The sequence below is a fragment of the Deinococcus phoenicis genome, from assembly GCF_000599865.1.
Lineage (GTDB): Bacteria > Deinococcota > Deinococci > Deinococcales > Deinococcaceae > Deinococcus > Deinococcus phoenicis.
This window is the reverse complement of sequence record NZ_JHAC01000032.1, coordinates 1-17,756: the sequence shown is the minus strand read 5'-3', so window position 1 is coordinate 17,756 and position 17,756 is coordinate 1. Positions and strand designations below refer to the sequence as shown.

Below are 17,756 nucleotides of genomic sequence, written 5' to 3'. Positions count from 1 at the left end.
ACGCAGCCTTCGGGGGACGCTCTGCACGGGGCGTCCCTTTCTCGTTCAGGTCAGGCAGTGGGCCTGCTCTCGCAGCACCCGCTCGATGACCACGGCCACACCATCTTCCGCGTTGTTCAGCGTCACCTCGTCCGCCGCCTCCAGCGCCTCCGGTTCCGCGTTGGCCATCGCCACGCCGCGCCCGGCCCAGGCGAGCATCTCGGCGTCGTTGGGGGCGTCGCCAAAGGCCAGGACCTCCTCCCGCGCGATGCCCAGCCGCGCGCAGAGCCGCTCCAGGCCCCACGCCTTGCTGACGCCCTCGGCCAGCACCTCCAGAAAGGGCGCGCCGGAATGCGTGACCGCGAAGCCGCCCAGCCCCAGTGCCCGCAGTTCGGCCAGCAGTTCGCGCGGCGTGAGGGCCACGTGCCGCACGATGAACTTCAGGCTGGGGCGGGCCAGCACGTCGTCCAGGGTGAAGGTGCCCATCTCGCCTGGCTCGCGCTTGTGGTCCTCGAAGTGGGCGATGGCCGCGTAACCGTCCTGCGCCACAAAGACCTCCCCACCCTCGCGCACACTGACGAACAGCACGCCGGGCACCCGCGCGGCGAGGGCCTGCGCCACGGCCCGCTGCACCGCCTCCGGCACGTGTGCCTCGAAGAGCGTCTCGCCCGTGCCCAGGTGAACGCTGTGCGCGCCGTTGCCGCACAGGGCGTAGTCGGTGAAGCCCGCGGCCTCCGCAATCCGCCGGACCCCGCGCGGCTGCCGGGCCGTCACCGGGACGACGTGGATGCCGGCGACCCGCGCCGCGTCCAGGGCCGCCCGCGTCCGGGCGCTCACGGTCAGGTCGGGGCGCAGCAGCGTGCCGTCGAGGTCCGTGGCGATGAGGCGAATCACCGCCCCTCCAGCACCACGACCGCCGAGGCGTGTTCCTTGGTGTGCGTCAGGGTCAGGTGGGCCACCCAGCCGCGTTCTTCCATCTCCGCCGCAATCTCGGGCGCGAAGCCCAGCACCGGCGGCGCGAAGGGAAAGGGGCCGTCCGGCGTGCGCTCGCGCTCCACCCACACGTCGCGCCAACCGTGGGGGCGCGGCCAGACCTTCTGAAACGCCTCCTTCGCGGCGAAGCGAGCCGCCAGGGAGGGGGCGGGGTCGGCCAGTCGGGCGCAGTAGGCGAGTTCGGCGGGTGCGAACAGCTTCTCCGCCCGCCGCCCCTCCCGCGCGAGCATCCCCCGAATGCGCTCGATTTCAATCAGGTCGTGTCCGATGGCGACAATCATCACGGGGAGGATAGGCGGCTGACGTGTGGCCTGTCGCCTGGAGAAGCTGGAGCTTTCGCAAAAGCGGCCCCTTCCACAAGCTGCAAGCCACAAGCCCTATCCTGCCCCACGTGTCCACCCCGCCCCCCGCCCTCTTTCCCGACCTGCGCCTGCCCACCATCGCGGGCCTGTTGCGTGCCGGCGAGGCGCAGTGGCGGGCCGTGGGGGTCACGCGCGTGCGGGTGTTCGGCTCGGTGGCGCGGGGCGAGGCCGACCACTCCGCCGACATCGACCTGCTGGTGGACTTTGCGGGCGAGGCGGGCTTGCTGGACCTGATGCGGGCCAGGGAAGTCTTCGAGGTCCTGCTGGGCCGCCGGGTGGACGTGCTGACCGAGGGGGCGCTCAAGGCCCCGCTGCGCGCCGAGATTCTGGCCGACGCGGTGGACGTGCGGCACGTGCCGCAGCCGCCGCCCGCCACCCACCGCCGCAAACGCTGGCGCTGGCGCGTCTATGACCTGCTGGACGCGGTGGACCGGGTGACGGCGTACACCCAGGCCCACACCCTCGCCACCTTCCTGGCCGACGAGCGCACCCAGGACGCCGTGCTGCACAACCTCACCCGGCTGGGCGAGACGACCAAGTTCATCCCGCAGAGTGTGCAGGAGGGGACCCCCGAAGTGCCCTGGGCGCTGCTGCGCGAGGTGCGGAACCTCGTCGCGCACGACTACTTCGGCATCGACCCGGCGCTGGTGTGGCACACGGCGCGAGTAGAACTGCCCGCCCTGCGGCCCGCGCTTCAGGCGCTGGCGGACGGGGGAGAGGATGTGGGACGTGGGTTGTAGGGCGTGGGCGAGCGGAGGCTGAGGCTGCCGCCCTCGCTGCCCCCTCCTACGTCCACGCCAGCGCCGACCGCTCCCCCCAGTACCGCTCCGGCCGCTGTGCGAGGTCGTCCAGCGCCTCCGGAGTCAGGGTTAACCACAGTGCGGCGAGGTTGTCTTGCAGTTGCTCCACCGTCGTCGCCCCGCTCAGCACCACGTCGGCCCAGGGTTGCGCGAGAGCGGCGGCGAGGGCGATGGCATCGGGGGTGGTGCGAAGTTCCTGGCAGAGGTCGGCCAGTTCGGACGGCACCTGTCCGCGTGAGGTGAGGCGACCATTCGCCACCGCCTCCTTGACGACCACACCCCAGCCTGCCGCGTGCGCCTCCGCCAGCGCCGCGCCCACCGAGGGTTCCAGCAGGTTCCAGGTGGCCTGCACCACGCTGAAGGGATTCACGCCGTCCACCTGCACGGCCAGCGCCTTTCTCAGCGTGCCCGCCTGCCCCGGTCCACTGGTGCTGAGGCCCACGCGCACGCCCTCCGCGGCCAGTTCCGCCAGCCGGGCCAGCACCCGTTCATCCTCCAGCACGCCGGTTTCCAGTGTCGCGGAGTGAATCAGGTACACGTCGGGGCGGCCCAGCACCTCCAGCGTTTCGGGCCACTGCCGCTCCAGGGTGGCGAGGGTGTGGTTCTTGACCTCGTGTGTCTCGGCGTCCGTGCGCCAGTTCGCAGTGTAGGTGTAGCCCCATTTGCTGCCCACTGCCGCCGCGTGCCCGCGCTCCCGCAGCCAGCCGCCCAGGAACTCCTCCGCCCGCCCGTAGCTGCGCGCGGCGTCGAAATACCGCAGGCCCGCCGCCCAGGCCGCGTCCAGCACCGCCCACGCCCGCGTCCGCAGCGCCTCCACGTCCTTCGCGGCCCCGAGGTCCTGTCCGTGCCCCAGGTTGATGTATCCGGGCCGCCCCAGCGCGGCGAGGCCCAGGCCCAGGCAGGTGACGGGGGGCGGGGCCGAGCCGAGGAGGCGGGTGGGGAGGGGCGCAGGGTCCATGCCGTGAATCTACCCCGCCCCAGACTGGCCGCCCTAGACCGGCCGCGCCCCCCGGCCCTTGACCGCATTCCCGACGGGTGTCACACTCCGGGCAGTCACCGGGGGTGCCCATCCGCAGAGCGCGGGGGCTGAGAGGGCCGCGAAGAGGCCCAACCCCAGGAACCTGATCTGGTTCATACCAGCGGAGGGAGCGTGACGGGTGCCGAACAGGGATGTTCAGCCCTCCTCCGACGTTTGGGGGAGGGCTTCTTTGGGTTTCTAGACGCTGCTGCCAGTTCACGAGTGCTTCCTACGAATTCCGGTTGAACAGTGATGCCATCACTGCGAAACCCGACTGGAAGGAGAAGGAAAAGGACGGATTCCAGCATGGAGTGAGCCTTCGGTGCTTTCCCGAAGGCTCACGGCTGGGGCCGGAATCCTTATCAGGCCGGGCCGCCCCAGGGTCGCCCGTCGCCGCCGCCCTTTTGTCTGTTCTGCCCTGGAGGTTTTCCATGTCGGTATCCGTCCCCCCCGAACCTGCCCCCGAAGCCACCCTGTCCACCACGCCCTTTCCCGGCAGCCAGAAGCGGTATCTGGGCGGCGTGTTCTACCCGCAGGTGCGCGTGCCAGTGCGGGCCATCCGCCAGTCCGCGACCCTGGAAGTGGTGGGCGGCCTGACCCGCCGCACCCCCAATCCCGACGTGCTGGTGCCCGACACCAGCGGCCCCTACACCGACCCGGACGTGTCCATCGACGTGCGCCGGGGCCTCCCGCCCGCCCGGCCCTGGCTGGCTGCCGACGCCCGGCTGGAGGTGCAGCGGGAACGGCTGTCGGCCCGGCTGGACGGCACGGGGCCGCTCCCCTTTCCCGCCGTGCCCATGCCGCGCCGCGCCCGGGGCGGGCAGGCCATCACCCAGATGCAGGCCGCGCGCCGGGGCGAGATCACCCCCGAAATGGAGTTCGTGGCCCTGCGCGAGAACCTGCGGCAGGAGGAGGCCTTCACGCTGACGGCACAGCACCCCTGCCAGAGCTTCGGGGCCGCCATTCCCCGCGAGATCACCCCCGAGTTCGTGCGTTCGGAGGTGGCGCGGGGCCGGGCCGTGATTCCGGCCAACGTGAACCACCCGGAACTCGAACCGACGGTCATCGGGCGCAACTTCCGGGTGAAGGTGAATGCGAACCTGGGCACCAGCATCGTGACCAGCTCCATCGAGGAGGAGGTCGAGAAGATGGTCTGGGCGACCCGCTGGGGGGCCGACACGGTGATGGACCTCTCGACCGGCAAACACATCCACCAGACACGCGAGTGGATTGTGCGGAACAGCCCCGTGCCCATCGGCACCGTGCCGATCTATCAGGCGCTGGAAAAGGTGGGCGGCGTGGCCGAGGCCCTCACCTGGGAGGTGTACAAGGGCACCCTGATCGAGCAGGCCGAGCAGGGCGTGGACTACTTCACGGTGCATGCAGGCGTGCGGCTGGCGCACATTCCCCTCACCGCGCGGCGGCGCACCGGCATCGTGTCGCGCGGCGGCAGCATCCTCGCCAAGTGGTGCCTGGCGCATCACCGCGAGAACTTCCTCTACACCCACTTCGCGGACATCTGCGAGATCATGGCCGCCTACGACGTGACCTTCAGCCTGGGCGACGGCCTGCGCCCCGGCTCCGTCGAGGACGCCAACGACGCCGCGCAGTTCGCGGAGCTGGACACCCTGGGCGAACTGACCCGCGTGGCCTGGGATCACGGTGTGCAGACCATGATCGAGGGGCCGGGCCACGTGCCCATGCAGCTGATCCGCGAGAACATGACCCGGCAACTGGAGGTCTGCCAGGAGGCCCCCTTCTACACCCTGGGGCCGCTGACCACCGACATCGCGCCCGGCTACGACCACATCACCTCGGCCATCGGTGCGGCGCAGATTGCCTGGTACGGCACGGCCATGCTGTGCTACGTGACGCCCAAGGAACACCTGGGGCTGCCCGACCGGCAGGACGTGCGCGACGGCGTGATCGCCTACAGGATCGCCGCCCACGCCGCCGACCTCGCCAAGGGCCACCCCGGCGCGCAGGCCCGCGACAACGCGCTCTCGCAGGCCCGCTTCGAGTTCCGCTGGGAAGACCAGTTCAACCTGAGCCTCGACCCCGAACATGCCCGCGCCCTCCACGACGAGACGCTGCCCGCCGACGCCGCCAAGACCGCCCATTTCTGCTCGATGTGCGGCCCCCACTTCTGCTCCATGAAGCTCAGCCACGACCTGCGTGCCGGGGACATCCTCGCGGGTCTGGAAGAAAAGGCGCGCGAGTTCCGCGAGGCGGGCGGAGAGATTTACGTGGAGGGGGTCGGGGCGGATGACTGAGGAGCGTCCGCGAGTCGAGAGGTCGAGCGGTCGAGAGTTCGAGCGGCCGGGTGTTCTCCCTTCCCGCCCAACCCTAGGTCGCCTCTACCTCGTCGCCACCCCACGCCCCGGTCAGCCCGCGGCCGAGTTCCTGGCGCGTGTCGAGGCCGCGCTGGACGGCGGTGCGGACACGCTGCAACTGCGCTGCAAAGACGGGGAGGCCCGGTCCCTCATCGCCCTGGCGGAGCGGGTGGGTGCCCTCGCGCGTGCCCGCCACGTGCCCTTTTTCGTGAACGACCGTGTGGACGTGGCGGCGGCCAGCGGGGCGGACGGGGTGCATCTGGGGCAGGGGGACTTGCCCGCGACCTGGGCGCGTGCCCTTGCGCCGCAACTGCTGCTCGGCCTCAGCACGCATTCGCCCGAGCAGGCCACGCGGGCCATCCTCGCGCGCCCCGCCTATTTCGCGGTCGGCCCCGTTCACGCCACGCCCACCAAACCGGGGCGGGCGGCGGCGGGGCTGACGTATGTGCGGCACGTGGCGGCCCAGTTTCCCTCTGTCCCCTGGTACGCCATCGGCGGGATAGACCGGGATACGGTGGATGAGGTGGTGGCCGCCGGAGCCACCCGCATTGCCGTGGTGCGGGCCGTGCTGGACGCGCCCGACCCCGCGCGGGCCGCCGCCGACCTGCTGGCCCGGCTGCCTGCCCCCCGGGAGGCCGCGCCGTGCAGGTGAACGGCCAGCCCCACCCGCACCGCGAGGGCCTGACCCTCCACGCCCTGCTGCGCGAGCTGAACGTGCAGCCCGAACGGGTGGCCGTCGCCGTCGGGGACGACTTCTATCCCGGCGCGCGCGTGCCCGACCGTCCCCTGGAAGACCACGACACCGTCGAAATCGTCCGCATCATCGGAGGAGGCTGAGATGCCCGCACTAGATCCCCTGACCATTGGCGGCCAGACCTTCACCTCGCGCCTGCTGCTGGGCACCGGCAAGTTCCACGACTTTCACGTCATGCGCGAGGCGCTGGAGGCCAGTGGCACGCAAATCGTGACCGTCGCCATCCGCCGCGTCGAACTGAACGCGCCCGGCCACGCGGGCCTGCTGGACGCTCTGGACCTGGGCCGCTACCAGCTCCTACCCAACACGGCGGGTTGCCGCACCGCCGAGGAGGCCGTGCGCGTGGCGCAGCTGGCGCGGGCCGCGACGGGCGTGAACTGGGTCAAGCTGGAGGTCATCCCCGACGCCCGCTGGCTGCTGCCCGACCCGGTGGGCACGCTGCGGGCCGCCGAGACGTTGGTGGGGGAGGGCTTCACCGTGCTCCCCTACGTGCAACCCGACGCGGTGCTGGCCCGCGCGCTGGAACGGGCAGGCTGCGCCACGGTGATGCCCCTCGCCAGCCCCATCGGCAGCGGGCGCGGCCTGCGCACCGGCGAACTGCTGCGAACGGTGCTGGACGGCGCGAGCGTGCCCATCGTGGTGGACGCGGGCCTGGGCGTCCCCAGCGACGCCGCGCAGGCGCTGGAAGCCGGGGCCGACGCCGTGCTGGTCAATACCGCGATTGCGGAAGCGCGAGACCCGGTGGGCATGGCCCACGCCTTTGCGCTGGGGGTGCAGGCGGGCCGGGCCGCGTTCCTGGCCGGCCGCATGGCCGAGCGCGAGGGGGCCAGCCCCAGCAGCCCGGTTGCGGGTGTGCCGCGCCTCCCCGACCCGGAAGTGCCCCTGGCGGAGCGGGGATGACGCGCGTGCCCGTCGCCCTCACCATCGCCGGGTCGGACTCGGGGGGCGGGGCGGGCATTCAGGCCGACCTCAAGACCTTCGAGGCCCACGGTGTGTTCGGCACCTCGGCCCTGACGGTGGTCACGGCCCAGAACACGCTGGGGGTGCGGGCGGTGCAGGCCCTGCCTCCCGAGCTGGTCACCGCGCAGCTTGAAGCGGTCCTGGACGATTTCCCGGTGGCCGCCGTCAAGACCGGGGCACTGGGCAATGCCGGGATTGTTCATGCCGTCGCGGAGGTCCTGCGCGGTCGCGGTCTGCCCCTGGTGGTGGACCCCGTTCTGCTCGCCAAGAGCGGGGACGCCCTGCTGGAGCCGGAAGCGGCGCGCGTGCTGGTGGAGGAACTGTTTCCCCTCGCCACCCTGGTGACGCCGAATCTCCCGGAAGCGGGGGCACTGTTCGGCGCGGACCTGCCCGCCCACCTGCCGCTGCTCCTGAAGGGCGGGCACGCCGGGGGCGAGACGGTCACGGACGAGCTGCGGACTCCGGACGTTCATCTGCGGCTGGAGGCTCCGCGCCAGTCCACCCGCCACACCCACGGCACCGGCTGCACCCTCTCAGCGGCCATCACCGCCCATCTCGCGCGGGGCCTGGAACTCTCCAGGGCCGTCCGGGAGGCCCATGCCTATGTTCAGGCGGCCCTGCGGGCGGCACCTGAACTCGGCGCGGGGTACGGCCCACTGGGGCACGCGCTGGGGGAGCGGGTCGGGCGAACGCCAGCACGCTGAACACCGGCGCGTTCAGGCGGAGAGGACGGGTTTGCCTCTCCGCCGACCCTTTGTAAGCGTGACCGTATGGACTTTTCCGGCCTTCCTGTACACTGAACCTAACGCTCGTTAGGCAAGTTCTGTCCTCACCCCCGGAGGTCTCCCCATGACGCAGATGCACCCCACAGAAACCGCCGAGCAGCACGCCGCCTTCAACGCCCGCATCGCGCGCGGCGAGAAGATCGAACCCGGCGACTGGATGCCCGCCGAGTACCGCCGCCAGCTTATCCGCATGATCTCCCAGCATGCGCACAGTGAAGTCGTGGGGATGCTCCCGGAAGGCGAATGGATCACCCGCGCCCCTACCCTCAAACGCAAGACGATCCTGATCGCCAAGGTGCAGGACGAGGCGGGGCATGGCCAGTACCTCTACCACGCCGCCGAAACGCTGGGCGCGACCCGGGGGGAGATGCTGGACGCTCTGCTGAGCGGCAAGGCCAAGTATTCGTCGATCTTCAACTACCCCACCCACACCTGGGCGGACGTGGGCATGATCGGCTGGCTGGTGGACGGCGCGGCCATCAAGAACCAGACCATGCTGGCAGGCTGCTCCTACGGACCCTACAGCCGGGCGATGGTCCGCATCTGCTCCGAGGAAACCTTCCACCACAAGCAGGGCAAGGAAATGATCGTGCAGTACGCGCAGGGCACCCCCGAACAGCGCCAGATGGCCCAGGATGCCCTGAACCGCTGGTGGTGGCCCGCCCTGATGATGCTGGGGCCGCACGACGCCGACAGCCCCAACACCGGCGCGCTGGCAGGCTGGGGCATCAAGCTCAAGACCAACGACGAGGTCAGGCAGGAGTTCATCAACGAACACGCCCCCGAACTGCTCGAAGCGGGCCTGACCATCCCGGACCCCGACCTGCATCAAGACGAGAGCGGCAACTGGATTCACGGCCCTATCAACTGGGACGAGTTCTGGGCGGTCGTGAAGGGGCAGCAGGGCCTCAACAAGGAACGTCTCGGTGCGCGGCAGCAGGCCCACGATGACGGGGCCTGGGTCCGCGAGGCGATGCAGGCCTATGCGGCGCGGCAGATGGGGCAGGCGGCGGATTGATGACCGCCCCCGCTCATCCCGACACCCAGTGGCCCCGCTGGGAGGTCTTCAAACAGGATGCGCCGAACCGGCCCTATCAGGCGGTCGGCAGTGTCCACGCGGGTGACCCCGACCATGCCCTGCTGACTGCCCGTAACGTCTTTGTGCGCCGCCCCGCCGCCGTGAGCCTCTGGACCGTGCGCGAGGCCGACATTCTGACCGCCACGCCGGAAGAGGTGGAGGCAAATCCGGCAGTGCTGGACACCCCCGGCGAGGCCGGCACGTATCACCTGGGCCTCAAGCGCACGCACAAGCGGTCGATGACTTTCGTGGACCTGGTGGGCACCCTGGAGGCGAGCGGTCCCGGCGACGCGCTGCGGCAGGCGCGTGAGCAGCACCCCGACGCGCTCACCTGGCTCGTTTTCCCGGAATCCGCCGTCGTCCGCACCGACGACGACCCCGGCACGGTGGAAAGCTGGTTCGCCCCCGCGAAGGACAAGACCTACAAGCAGCAGCAGTATTACGGCGTGATCGGGCGCCATGTCGGTGAACTTAAGCGCGAGGGCCGCATGCCCCAGCGCGTGAACGAGGAACCCCACGTGGGTGACCACAAGGTGTACGACCACCCGCACGACGCGGTTGCCAAGAAGGTACAACCATGACTGCCGCCATGACCCTCACGCCCAACCAGACCGAAACCCTGGTCCGCAAACTCACCGCCCTGGCCGACGACGAGATCATCCTCGCGCACCGGGACGGCGAGTGGACCGGGCACGCGCCGATTCTGGAAGAGGACATCGCGCTGGCGAACATCGCGCAGGACGAGCTGGGACACGCGGGCATGTATCTGGAACTGCGCCGCGAGCTGGACGGTTCCGACCCCGACCGCCTCGCCTTCTTCCGGGACGTGGACGGGTTCACCAACGTCCGCCTCGTCGAACTGCCGAAGGGTGACTGGGCCTTCACCATGCTGCGCCAATACCTCTTTGACGCCTACGAGGCCCTGTGGCTCGACGCCGCCCGCGCCAGCACCTATGCCCCGCTGACTGAGGTCGCCGCGAAGGCCGTCCGTGAGGAGAAGTTCCACCTCCAGCACACCGCCCTCTGGGTGGAGCGGCTGGCGCTGGGCACCGATGAGAGCCATCGCCGCACGCAGAACGCGCTGAATGAACTGTGGCCCTACACGGCGCAACTCTTCCAGCCTGTGCAGGACGAGGAAGGGCTGGTGGAGGCGGGCATTCTCCCCGACCTGGCCGGAGTGCGGGGGCGCTGGGAAGCTCTGGTGGTGCCGCACCTGACCCAGAAATGCGGCCTGATGCTACCCGCTGCCTCCGCCGCTGCCGCTGCTGGACGCGATACACACACCGAACACCTCGCGCCCCTGCTGGCCGAGATGCAGAGCGTGGCGCGGGCCGTCCCGAACGCTGAGGTCTGGTGACCCCATGACCGCCGTTCAAGTCACTCCCGAACAGGTCTGGGCCGCCCTCGCCGCCGTCCCCGACCCCGAAATCCCCGTCGTGTCCGTCACCGACATGGGCATGGTGCGGGACGTGACGGTGGACGGCGGGCGCGTCTCCGTCACCTTTACCCCTACCTTCTCCGGCTGCCCGGCGCTGCACGTCATCCGCGACAGCATCGGTGAGGCGGTGCGGGCGCTGGGTGTGGAGGATGTGGAAGTCCGCAGCACCCTCACCCCGCCCTGGACCACCGACTGGATCAAGGAAGACGCCCGCGAGCGTTTGCGCCAGTACGGCATCGCGCCGCCCGCCCCCGCTGACGAATCCCCCCTCATTACCCTCGACCCCGAACCCACCCGCTGCCCCCGCTGCGGCTCCCTCAACGTTCGGATGACCGCCAGCTTCGGCCCGACCCTGTGCAAGCGGCTGTATGTGTGCGAGAGCTGCCGGGAGCCGTTTGAGGGGTTTAAGAGTGTTTGAGGTCAGGCCGTCAGAATCAGCGGCGCGCCCTTGGTAATCATGATGGTGTGTTCAAAGTGCGCGGCGATGCCTCCGTCAGTGGTGGAAATCGTCCAACCATCCCGCAGGGTTTTGGTGCGCCAGTTGCGGCCACTGGAAACCATCGGTTCCACGGCAATGACCAGCCCTTCGTGCAGGGGCTTTTTCAGGGCCGGGTGGTAGAAGTTCGGCACGTCGGGCTTTTCGTGGATAGCCCGGCCTACGCCATGTCCCTGCAATTCGCGGAGCAGCGTGAAACCACGTCGCGCCACTTCCGTTTCAATCGCCCGGCCGATGCCGTTCAGCGGTCGGCCCGCGCGAGCGACTTTCATGGCCTCCGCAAACGCGACTTCGGCGCACGCAATCAGGCGGGCAGCCACCGGGGAAACAGGCGGAACAGTCACCGTCACGGCCGCGTCAGCGACGTACCCACCCACATTCGGCGTCACATCAATGCACACCACGTCACCCGCTGCCAGGGGCCGGTGCGTCGGCAGACCATGAACAATGTCTTCATTGACGCTGATAAACACGTTGACGGGAGCGCCGTACTCCGCGCGCGGAGCCGAAAACGCTCCATACTGAGCAAAAACCTGTCCGGCCAGTTTGTCCAGCTCGGCGGGCGTAATGCCAGGTTCCACAGCGGCCTTCAGCGCTTCAAGAGTTCGGGCGACCACCTGACCGGCCTGTTTCATCCCCTCCAAGTCGCGCTCATTGTTGATCGTCATAGGTAATTCTAGTCCAGCCTCAAGGAGTCCTCATGACCACCCTCCCCACCCCCGACCTCCTCCGCCCCGCCTCCTACGTCTACGGCACCTGGCACACCGCCCCCGCAGGCCAGACCCTCTACGACGCCGTGTATGGCCGACCCGTCGCCGTCATTTCCAGCGAGGGGGTGGATTTTGCCGAAGCCCTGCGCTACGGGCGCGAGGTGGGTGGTCCGGCCCTGCGGCGGCTGACCTTCCACACGCGGGCGCGGATGCTGCGGGCGCTGGCGACGTCCCTGCTGGAGCGCAAGGAGGACTATTACCAGCTCAACCTCCTGACCGGCGCGACCCGCCGCGACGGCTGGGTGGACATCGAGGGCGGCATCGGGACGCTGTTCAACTACGCGAGCATGGCCCGCCGCGACCTGCCCGATGAGCGGTTTCTGCCCGAAGGCAAGGTGGAGCGTCTGGGCAAGGGCGGCACCTTCGTGGGCCGTCACCTGCTGGTGCCGCGTGAGGGCGTGGCAGTGCAGATCAACGCCTACAACTTCCCGGTCTGGGGGATGCTGGAAAAGCTCGCCCCCGCCTTCATCGCCGGGATGCCGAGCCTGGTGAAGCCCGCCCCGCAGACGGCGTATCTGACCGAGCGCATGGTGCGCGACATCATCGCGTCGGGCCTCCTGCCGGAAGGCAGCCTGCAACTGGTGACGGGCGACCCCGGCGACCTCCTTGACCACCTGGAGGAGCAGGACATGGTGGCCTTCACGGGTTCGGCAGCGACCGCGCAGAAGCTGCGGGTGCATCCCAACATCGTCGCCCGCAACGTGCCCTTCAACACGGAAGCCGACAGCCTGAATGCTTCCGTGCTGGGTCTGACCGTGCGCCCCGAGAACCCCGAATTCGCCCTCTACGTCCGCGAGGTCGCCCGTGAGATGACCGGGAAGGCCGGGCAGAAATGCACTGCCATCCGCCGCGCCATCGTCCCCCGCGACCGGGTGGAAGAGGTCGTGGCGGCGCTGCGGCAGGAGTTGAGCAAGGTGACGGTGGGCGACCCCGCCCGCGACGACGTGCGGATGGGGGCGCTGGTCAGCACCGAGCAGCGCGAGCGGGTGCTGGCGACGCTGGACGCCCTGAAGGCCGAGACGAGCGTGGTCATCGGCGGCGAGGAACGCGACCTGCTGGGCGGCGACCGCGAGAAGGGGGCCTTCCTTGACCCCACCCTGCTGCTGTGCGAGTCGCCCCTCACGGCCCACGGCCCGCACGAGCTGGAAGCCTTCGGCCCGGTGGCGACCCTGCTTCCTTACGACACGCTGGAGGCGGCGGCGCACCTGGCGAAAATGGGCCGGGGCAGCCTGGCGGGGAGCATCGTCACCCACGATCGCGCGGAGGCCACTGAACTCGTGATGGGCATGGCGAGCAGCCACGGACGAATCCTCATCCTCAACCGCGACGATGCGAAGGAAAGCACCGGCCACGGCAGTCCCCTCCCGCAACTGCTGCACGGCGGCCCCGGTCGCGCGGGCGGCGGCGCGGAACTGGCGGGCATCGCGGGCATCAAGCATCACATGAACAAGGTGGCCGTGCAGGCCGATCCGACCACCCTCGCCGCCATCACGCATGAATACGTGCCCGGCGCGGAGGTCAGGGAAGACGTGATCCACCCCTTCCGCAAGACCTTCGACGAGATTCAGGTCGGGGACAGCCTGCTCACCCACCGCCGCACCGTCACGGAGGCGGACATCGTGAACTTCGCGGCCCTGACCGGCGACCACTTCTATGCCCACGTGGACGAGATCGGCGCGAAGGAGGGCATCTTCGGCAAGCGGGTGGCGCACGGGTATTTCCTGATCTCCGCCGCCGCCGGACAGTTCGTGTGGCCCGCGCCCGGCCCGGTGCTGGCAAACTATGGCCTGGAAAACCTGCGCTTTGTGGAACCCGTCGGCATCGGGGACACCATCCGCACCCGTCTCACCTGCAAGCGCAAGATTCGCAAGGACCTGCGCCCCGGCGAGACGCGCCCGACCGGTGTGGTCGAGTGGCATGCCGAAATCACCAACCAGAATGAGGAACTGGTGGCGACCTACGACATCCTGACGCTGGTGGAGCGGGCACGGGACGCGGCGGACGGTCCCCTCTCCTGACCTTTTCCCTCACCCTGGCCGGACGGTTTTCCCGCTGTCCGGCCTGCTTTCTTAGGGAAAGGTCATGAACAGACGTGAGAACGTTTCGTGCGCGTGGGCTAGGTTGGGTTCCGTGAGAGGCCTTCCCATCAGGAGACGGAATGAACGTTGCTGAACTGATCGAATCGTATTTTGGCCCGGCGGCGGCTCAGCAGCTCGGGCGCGTGGCAGGCCTGGAGGCAACCGACGCCGAGCAGGTTCTGCGCCAGGGCCTGCCGCTGCAACTCGCTGGCCTGGCCGACCATGCCCGCACGCCCGAGGGAGAGGCGCAGATCGCCGAGGCTGTGCAGAACCTCCCCACCTTCACCAGCGTCGAGGTGGCCCTGAACGACCCGGAGGGGGCCGGGCACCTTCAGCAGGCCGGAGAACTGCTGGCCCCCGCGTTGCTGGGTCCTCAGGCAGGCACGCTGGCCGGGCCAGTTGCCGGCAGCCTGGATACGGCCAGCGTGCAAAGGCTTCTGCACATGGCTTTCCCGCTGCTGCTCAGCTTCCTGGGCCAGCGCGGCTTGACCACCGGAAAGGCCCTGTCCGGCCTGAAAGAGGACCTGGCGAAAAGCGGCCTGGCGACGGCAGCGGGCGGCGCGGGCAGCGCACTAACCGCTGCCGGTCTGGTCGAGTTCCTGAAGGGACAGTTCAGTGGCCCGGCCGCCGATCAGCTCGGCAAGGCGGCGGGCTTCTCGGGCGGAACCGCCACGCGCGCTGCACAGGCGGCCCTGCCCCTCGTCCTGAAGGCGGTGGCCGACAAGGGGCACACCGAGGCGGGGGCCGCAGACCTGCTGGGCCGCAGCCGGGATTTTGCCCGCTTCACGGACGCGGACGGCCAGCTGAATACGGCCCTGCTGAGCGACCCGGCCGAAGCGGCACGGATCGAGGGCCAGGGCCGGGGCCTGCTCGGTTCCCTCTTCGGCAATGTGGACGCCGTGACAGGCCGCTTCGGGTCGGCGGTGGGCGGCTCGGGCGCGAGTGCCGGTCGGCTGCTGGCCCTGCTGGCTCCCCTGGTCCTCTCCCTGCTGGCGGGCCGTGCCCGGGCCGGAAACCTGAATCCGGGCAGCCTGAGCCGCCTGCTGGGCGAGGTCGGGCCGCTGCTTCCCGCCCTGCTTCCTGCCGGCCTGACGAGCCTGGGGCCACTGCTGACCGCTCCTGCTCAGGTGACGACGGTGGCCGCAGCCGTGACCCCGCCCCCCCGGCTCGTCGAGACGCCTCCACCCGCACCTCCCTCTGCGCCCGTCACCCCGGTGGCCCCCGCCCCGCCCGCCCGCCGTGGCGGCTTCCCCTGGTGGCTGATTCCGTTGCTGCTCCTGCTCCTGCTGGGCGGCTGCTGGCTCCTTCAGCGCCGGCCCACCCTGCCCGCCGCCGTACCGACCACGACCGGCGCGACCAGCAACAGCATCCTGGTCACCAATCCCGCTTCCGGCGCGACCCTCCCCCCCGAGGACTTCGTGATGAGCGGCACCGCACCCGCAGGCGATACCCTCAGCATCGAGGACCAGGGCCAGCAGGTCGCCAGCGCCAACGTCGGCACCGACGGCCAGTGGCAGGCCGCCATCCCCGCGCCGACGGTCGGTGAACACACCTACACCATCAGCGGCAAGGACAGCGGCACCCGCAGCGAGTTCAAGGTCAACGTGAGGGACGCCGGCAGCACGCCGGCCAACGGTGGCGCCAGCAACACCGGCAGCGGGGACGCGAACGGCACCGCTCCGAATGATGCGGCCACGGGCGACGTTGCCAGCACTTTCGCCATCACCGAACCGGCAGCGGATGCCCAGCTTCCCGCCGGGGGCTTCACGTTGCGGGGCACGGGCAAGGCGGGCGAAACTGTGCAGGTTCTGGAAGACGGCACCAGCCTCGGTAACGTGACTGTCCTGGATGACGGCACCTGGAGCCTGAACGTGCCCAGCCCCGCTGCTGGCGCGCATACCTACACGGTGCAGGGGGTTGACGGCACCGAACTCGGCCGCGTCAGCGCGACTGTGGCCGCCGCGGCTGCTGGTGCCAGCGCCGCCGACTGCACCAAGACCTACACCCTCAGCATCTCCGACGGACAGACGGTCAGCGAACCCTTCCGCTTCGGCGGTGTGGGCCAGGGCCAGGGCTACAGCGTGACCGTCAAGCGCGGCGAGCGCACCATCGGTACCAAGAGCATCCCGCTGGACGCGACCTGCGGCTGGAGCTACCAGAGCAGGCCGGGCGCGGGCCGCGTGACCTACGAGGTGCGTTCCCTAGGGGACGCGGGTGCCGCGCCGCTCAGCACGGTCACCCTGACGGTGAAGCCCTAAGATCCCCGAGCAAGGCAGAGAAAGCCGCTCCAGCCGGTGCGGCTTCTCTTTGGCCCTCCGTCTGGGCGGGGGAGGCTACGTGGTGAGGTCGAGGCCCAGGATGAGTGAGGTGGGCGTTTCCTGGAGAGTCTGGAAACCGAGATGCCGGTAAAAGGCGATGGCGCGTGTATTCCGTCCCCCGACGCCCAGATGGACCCCGGTGCTGCCGCGTTCGCGGAGCGCTTGCAGCAGCGTGGTCATGAGGCGTCGGCCCTGTCCTCCACCCTGAACGCGGGGGAGGAGATCGATGTGCAGATGCGAAGGAAACCGGGCCGTGATCTCAGCGGGGGTCGTGCGTGGCGTATGAATCAGGGCGTGCAGCCGTTCATCCGGTGTGCGCTCGCCGGGAAGTGCCGCCGGGACGGGGTAGCGCCTCCGGAGGTCCGGCCACCAGGTCCGGTCGAGCAGCTGTTCGAAGGCGGCGGTATCGAGGACGCCGAGAATGTAGCCGGCCACGTCCCGGTCGTCCTCCAGCACGAAGGCCAGGTCGGGCTGGTGGGTGATGTATGGCCCGGCGTACACGTGTCCCAGCAACGCCGGGTCGCCGTAAAGCCGGCTGGCGTCCTGTCCACTGTCTCCCGTCTCCAGACAGATGCGGTAGACGGCGGCCTGGTCTTCCGGGTGGTAGGGGCGCAGCTGGGGTGCGGTCATGGGAAGTGAGTCTACGTCAGGGGATCAGCGGCTCACCGTCCAGATACCGGCAAAGTCCGCGAGCTGAGTGTTCGCGTCCGGCGTCGCGTAGGCGCTGATGCTGCCGTCCAGATACAGCGCGTCCGGGCAGCCGAGTGCGTCCCTGAAAAACACCGCGAAGCTGTGAAAGTTCACCGGACCGGCACTTATCGCAAACCGCACGCGCCCGTCCTTGCACACGCCCACGCCGCTGCGGACCTTGAAGCTGGTGCCCGCCTTGTTGAAGGCGGGGTGGAGCTGTCCGCTCTGCACCAGCAGCGGCCCGGATTGCGTGGCGTAGGTCGGCTGCATGTTCAGGCGGCGGTACGCCTGGGTTTCCGTCACGCCTGCTCGGCCCCCCTTGACCCAGAACACTCCGTTCGGCAGCAGCGCGAAATTTCCCCCCGACCGCGCGTTGTTCAGGCCGACGAGGGTCCGCCCCTCCTCGACGTGCAGGCCCAGCGGTTCCAGACCCGGCGCGTAGATCCCGCTGTTGGTGGCAAACAGCAGTTGCTGTCCCTCCTTACGCAGCCGTGCCCCCACCTCCTCGAAGGTCCGGTAGGGCTGGCCGGTCGTCGGATTTTTCCAGTGCAGGCTCAGCCGGTCGCGTTTCAGGTCCACTGCCGCTACCGTGTAAAGCATTCCCCCTGACGTGATCCGCTGCACGTCCAACCCCCCAGCCTCCGAGCAAGCCGTCAGCGGGAGGGTCAGGACCGAGAACCACAGCAGCTGGCAGAAGCGATCGGGGAACATGTCAGTCGATGATGCCGGCCGGGCATGAGGCGGCTGTGATGGTCCGGGTGGAAAAGGCCGACTGCGTCGGCTTTAAACGGGCCATACGGCAACCTGAAGGCCTCGTGGGGTGAGGGGGGTTGACAGGTGGGGCGGGTGCCTGTATCTTTTCTGAGCCTCGGTTGAGGCGAGCAGCATGACAAACGAAGAGCGT

Annotated in this window: 18 protein-coding genes and 1 riboswitch; of the genes, 12 read left to right on the top strand and 6 right to left on the bottom strand. The window is 69.5% G+C overall.

Annotated elements, in window-relative coordinates:
• Nucleotides 1-45: 45 nt before the first annotated feature.
• Together DEIPH_RS10320 and DEIPH_RS10315 are read right to left on the bottom strand one after the other, a co-directional pair.
• Nucleotides 46-870, bottom strand: coding sequence for a Cof-type HAD-IIB family hydrolase (locus tag DEIPH_RS10320; RefSeq protein WP_034357776.1), 825 nt, complete (start codon nt 868-870; stop codon nt 46-48).
• Nucleotides 870-1,253, bottom strand: a complete 384-nt coding sequence (locus DEIPH_RS10315; RefSeq protein WP_034357657.1) for a 4'-phosphopantetheinyl transferase superfamily protein — start codon at nt 1,251-1,253, stop codon at nt 870-872. Before DEIPH_RS10315 ends, DEIPH_RS10320 begins: the two co-directional genes overlap by 1 nt.
• A gap of 110 nt (nt 1,254-1,363) precedes the next feature.
• Here DEIPH_RS10315 and DEIPH_RS10310 point away from each other — a divergent pair, with 110 nt between their 5' ends.
• Entirely contained in the window at nt 1,364-2,074 is a 711-nt protein-coding gene (locus tag DEIPH_RS10310; RefSeq protein WP_034357655.1) for a HepT-like ribonuclease domain-containing protein, read from the top strand.
• A gap of 46 nt (nt 2,075-2,120) precedes the next feature.
• Here DEIPH_RS10310 and DEIPH_RS10305 read toward each other — a convergent pair whose 3' ends face one another.
• Complete coding sequence (locus tag DEIPH_RS10305; RefSeq protein ID WP_051517301.1) at nt 2,121-3,092, bottom strand: aldo/keto reductase; 972 nt, start codon at nt 3,090-3,092, stop codon at nt 2,121-2,123.
• Between the two features lie 90 nt (nt 3,093-3,182).
• A riboswitch (TPP riboswitch) is annotated at nt 3,183-3,300 on the top strand.
• A 283-nt stretch (nt 3,301-3,583) separates the two neighbouring features.
• Between DEIPH_RS10305 and thiC the strand changes: the two genes are divergently transcribed.
• The 9 genes from thiC (at nt 3,584) to paaD (ending at nt 10,918) form a co-directional block, all read left to right on the top strand.
• On the top strand, nt 3,584-5,425 hold the full coding sequence (gene thiC / locus DEIPH_RS10300) for a phosphomethylpyrimidine synthase ThiC (protein ID WP_034357653.1): 1,842 nt from the start codon (nt 3,584-3,586) through the stop codon (nt 5,423-5,425).
• The gene (thiE, locus tag DEIPH_RS10295) at nt 5,418-6,137 is read left to right on the top strand and encodes a thiamine phosphate synthase (RefSeq protein WP_034357652.1); all 720 of its coding nucleotides are present in this window, start codon (nt 5,418-5,420) and stop codon (nt 6,135-6,137) included. The genes thiC and thiE overlap by 8 nt, the downstream gene beginning before the upstream one ends.
• On the top strand, nt 6,128-6,322 hold the full coding sequence (gene thiS / locus DEIPH_RS10290) for a sulfur carrier protein ThiS (RefSeq protein WP_034357650.1): 195 nt from the start codon (nt 6,128-6,130) through the stop codon (nt 6,320-6,322). The genes thiE and thiS overlap by 10 nt, the downstream gene beginning before the upstream one ends.
• Nucleotide 6,323: 1 nt before the next feature.
• Entirely contained in the window at nt 6,324-7,139 is an 816-nt protein-coding gene (locus DEIPH_RS10285; RefSeq protein WP_034357648.1) for a thiazole synthase, read from the top strand.
• Nucleotides 7,136-7,903, top strand: coding sequence for a bifunctional hydroxymethylpyrimidine kinase/phosphomethylpyrimidine kinase (gene thiD / locus DEIPH_RS10280; protein WP_152544895.1), 768 nt, complete (start codon nt 7,136-7,138; stop codon nt 7,901-7,903). The genes DEIPH_RS10285 and thiD overlap by 4 nt, the downstream gene beginning before the upstream one ends.
• Before the next feature lie 145 nt (nt 7,904-8,048).
• Nucleotides 8,049-9,002, top strand: coding sequence for a 1,2-phenylacetyl-CoA epoxidase subunit PaaA (paaA, locus tag DEIPH_RS10275; RefSeq protein WP_034357646.1), 954 nt, complete (start codon nt 8,049-8,051; stop codon nt 9,000-9,002).
• Nucleotides 9,002-9,643 (top strand): phenylacetic acid degradation protein, encoded by a 642-nt coding sequence (locus tag DEIPH_RS10270; protein WP_034357644.1) that lies wholly within the window; start codon nt 9,002-9,004, stop codon nt 9,641-9,643. Before paaA ends, DEIPH_RS10270 begins: the two co-directional genes overlap by 1 nt.
• Complete coding sequence (paaC, locus tag DEIPH_RS10265) at nt 9,640-10,419, top strand: 1,2-phenylacetyl-CoA epoxidase subunit PaaC (protein ID WP_051517300.1); 780 nt, start codon at nt 9,640-9,642, stop codon at nt 10,417-10,419. Before DEIPH_RS10270 ends, paaC begins: the two co-directional genes overlap by 4 nt.
• Before the next feature lie 4 nt (nt 10,420-10,423).
• Nucleotides 10,424-10,918 carry a 1,2-phenylacetyl-CoA epoxidase subunit PaaD gene (paaD, locus tag DEIPH_RS10260; RefSeq protein ID WP_034357643.1) on the top strand — a complete coding sequence of 165 codons (495 nt, stop codon included), beginning with the start codon at nt 10,424-10,426 and terminating at the stop codon, nt 10,916-10,918.
• Nucleotides 10,919-10,920: 2 nt separating this feature from the next.
• Here the strand turns inward: paaD and map are convergent, their stop codons facing one another.
• Complete coding sequence (gene map / locus DEIPH_RS10255) at nt 10,921-11,664, bottom strand: type I methionyl aminopeptidase (protein ID WP_034357641.1); 744 nt, start codon at nt 11,662-11,664, stop codon at nt 10,921-10,923.
• Between the two features lie 32 nt (nt 11,665-11,696).
• On the opposite strand from map, the gene paaZ reads away from it, so the two are divergent.
• On the top strand, nt 11,697-13,784 hold the full coding sequence (gene paaZ / locus DEIPH_RS10250; protein WP_034357639.1) for a phenylacetic acid degradation bifunctional protein PaaZ: 2,088 nt from the start codon (nt 11,697-11,699) through the stop codon (nt 13,782-13,784).
• 140 nt (nt 13,785-13,924) lie between these two features.
• The gene (locus tag DEIPH_RS10245) at nt 13,925-16,102 is read left to right on the top strand and encodes a DUF937 domain-containing protein (RefSeq protein ID WP_034357637.1); all 2,178 of its coding nucleotides are present in this window, start codon (nt 13,925-13,927) and stop codon (nt 16,100-16,102) included.
• 75 nt (nt 16,103-16,177) lie between these two features.
• On the opposite strand, the gene DEIPH_RS10240 is transcribed toward DEIPH_RS10245, so the two are convergent.
• Nucleotides 16,178-16,792 (bottom strand): GNAT family N-acetyltransferase, encoded by a 615-nt coding sequence (locus DEIPH_RS10240; RefSeq protein ID WP_034357635.1) that lies wholly within the window; start codon nt 16,790-16,792, stop codon nt 16,178-16,180.
• Nucleotides 16,793-16,816: 24 nt separating this feature from the next.
• Nucleotides 16,817-17,563, bottom strand: coding sequence for a phosphodiester glycosidase family protein (locus tag DEIPH_RS10235; RefSeq protein ID WP_051517299.1), 747 nt, complete (start codon nt 17,561-17,563; stop codon nt 16,817-16,819).
• Nucleotides 17,564-17,756 lie beyond the last annotated feature (193 nt).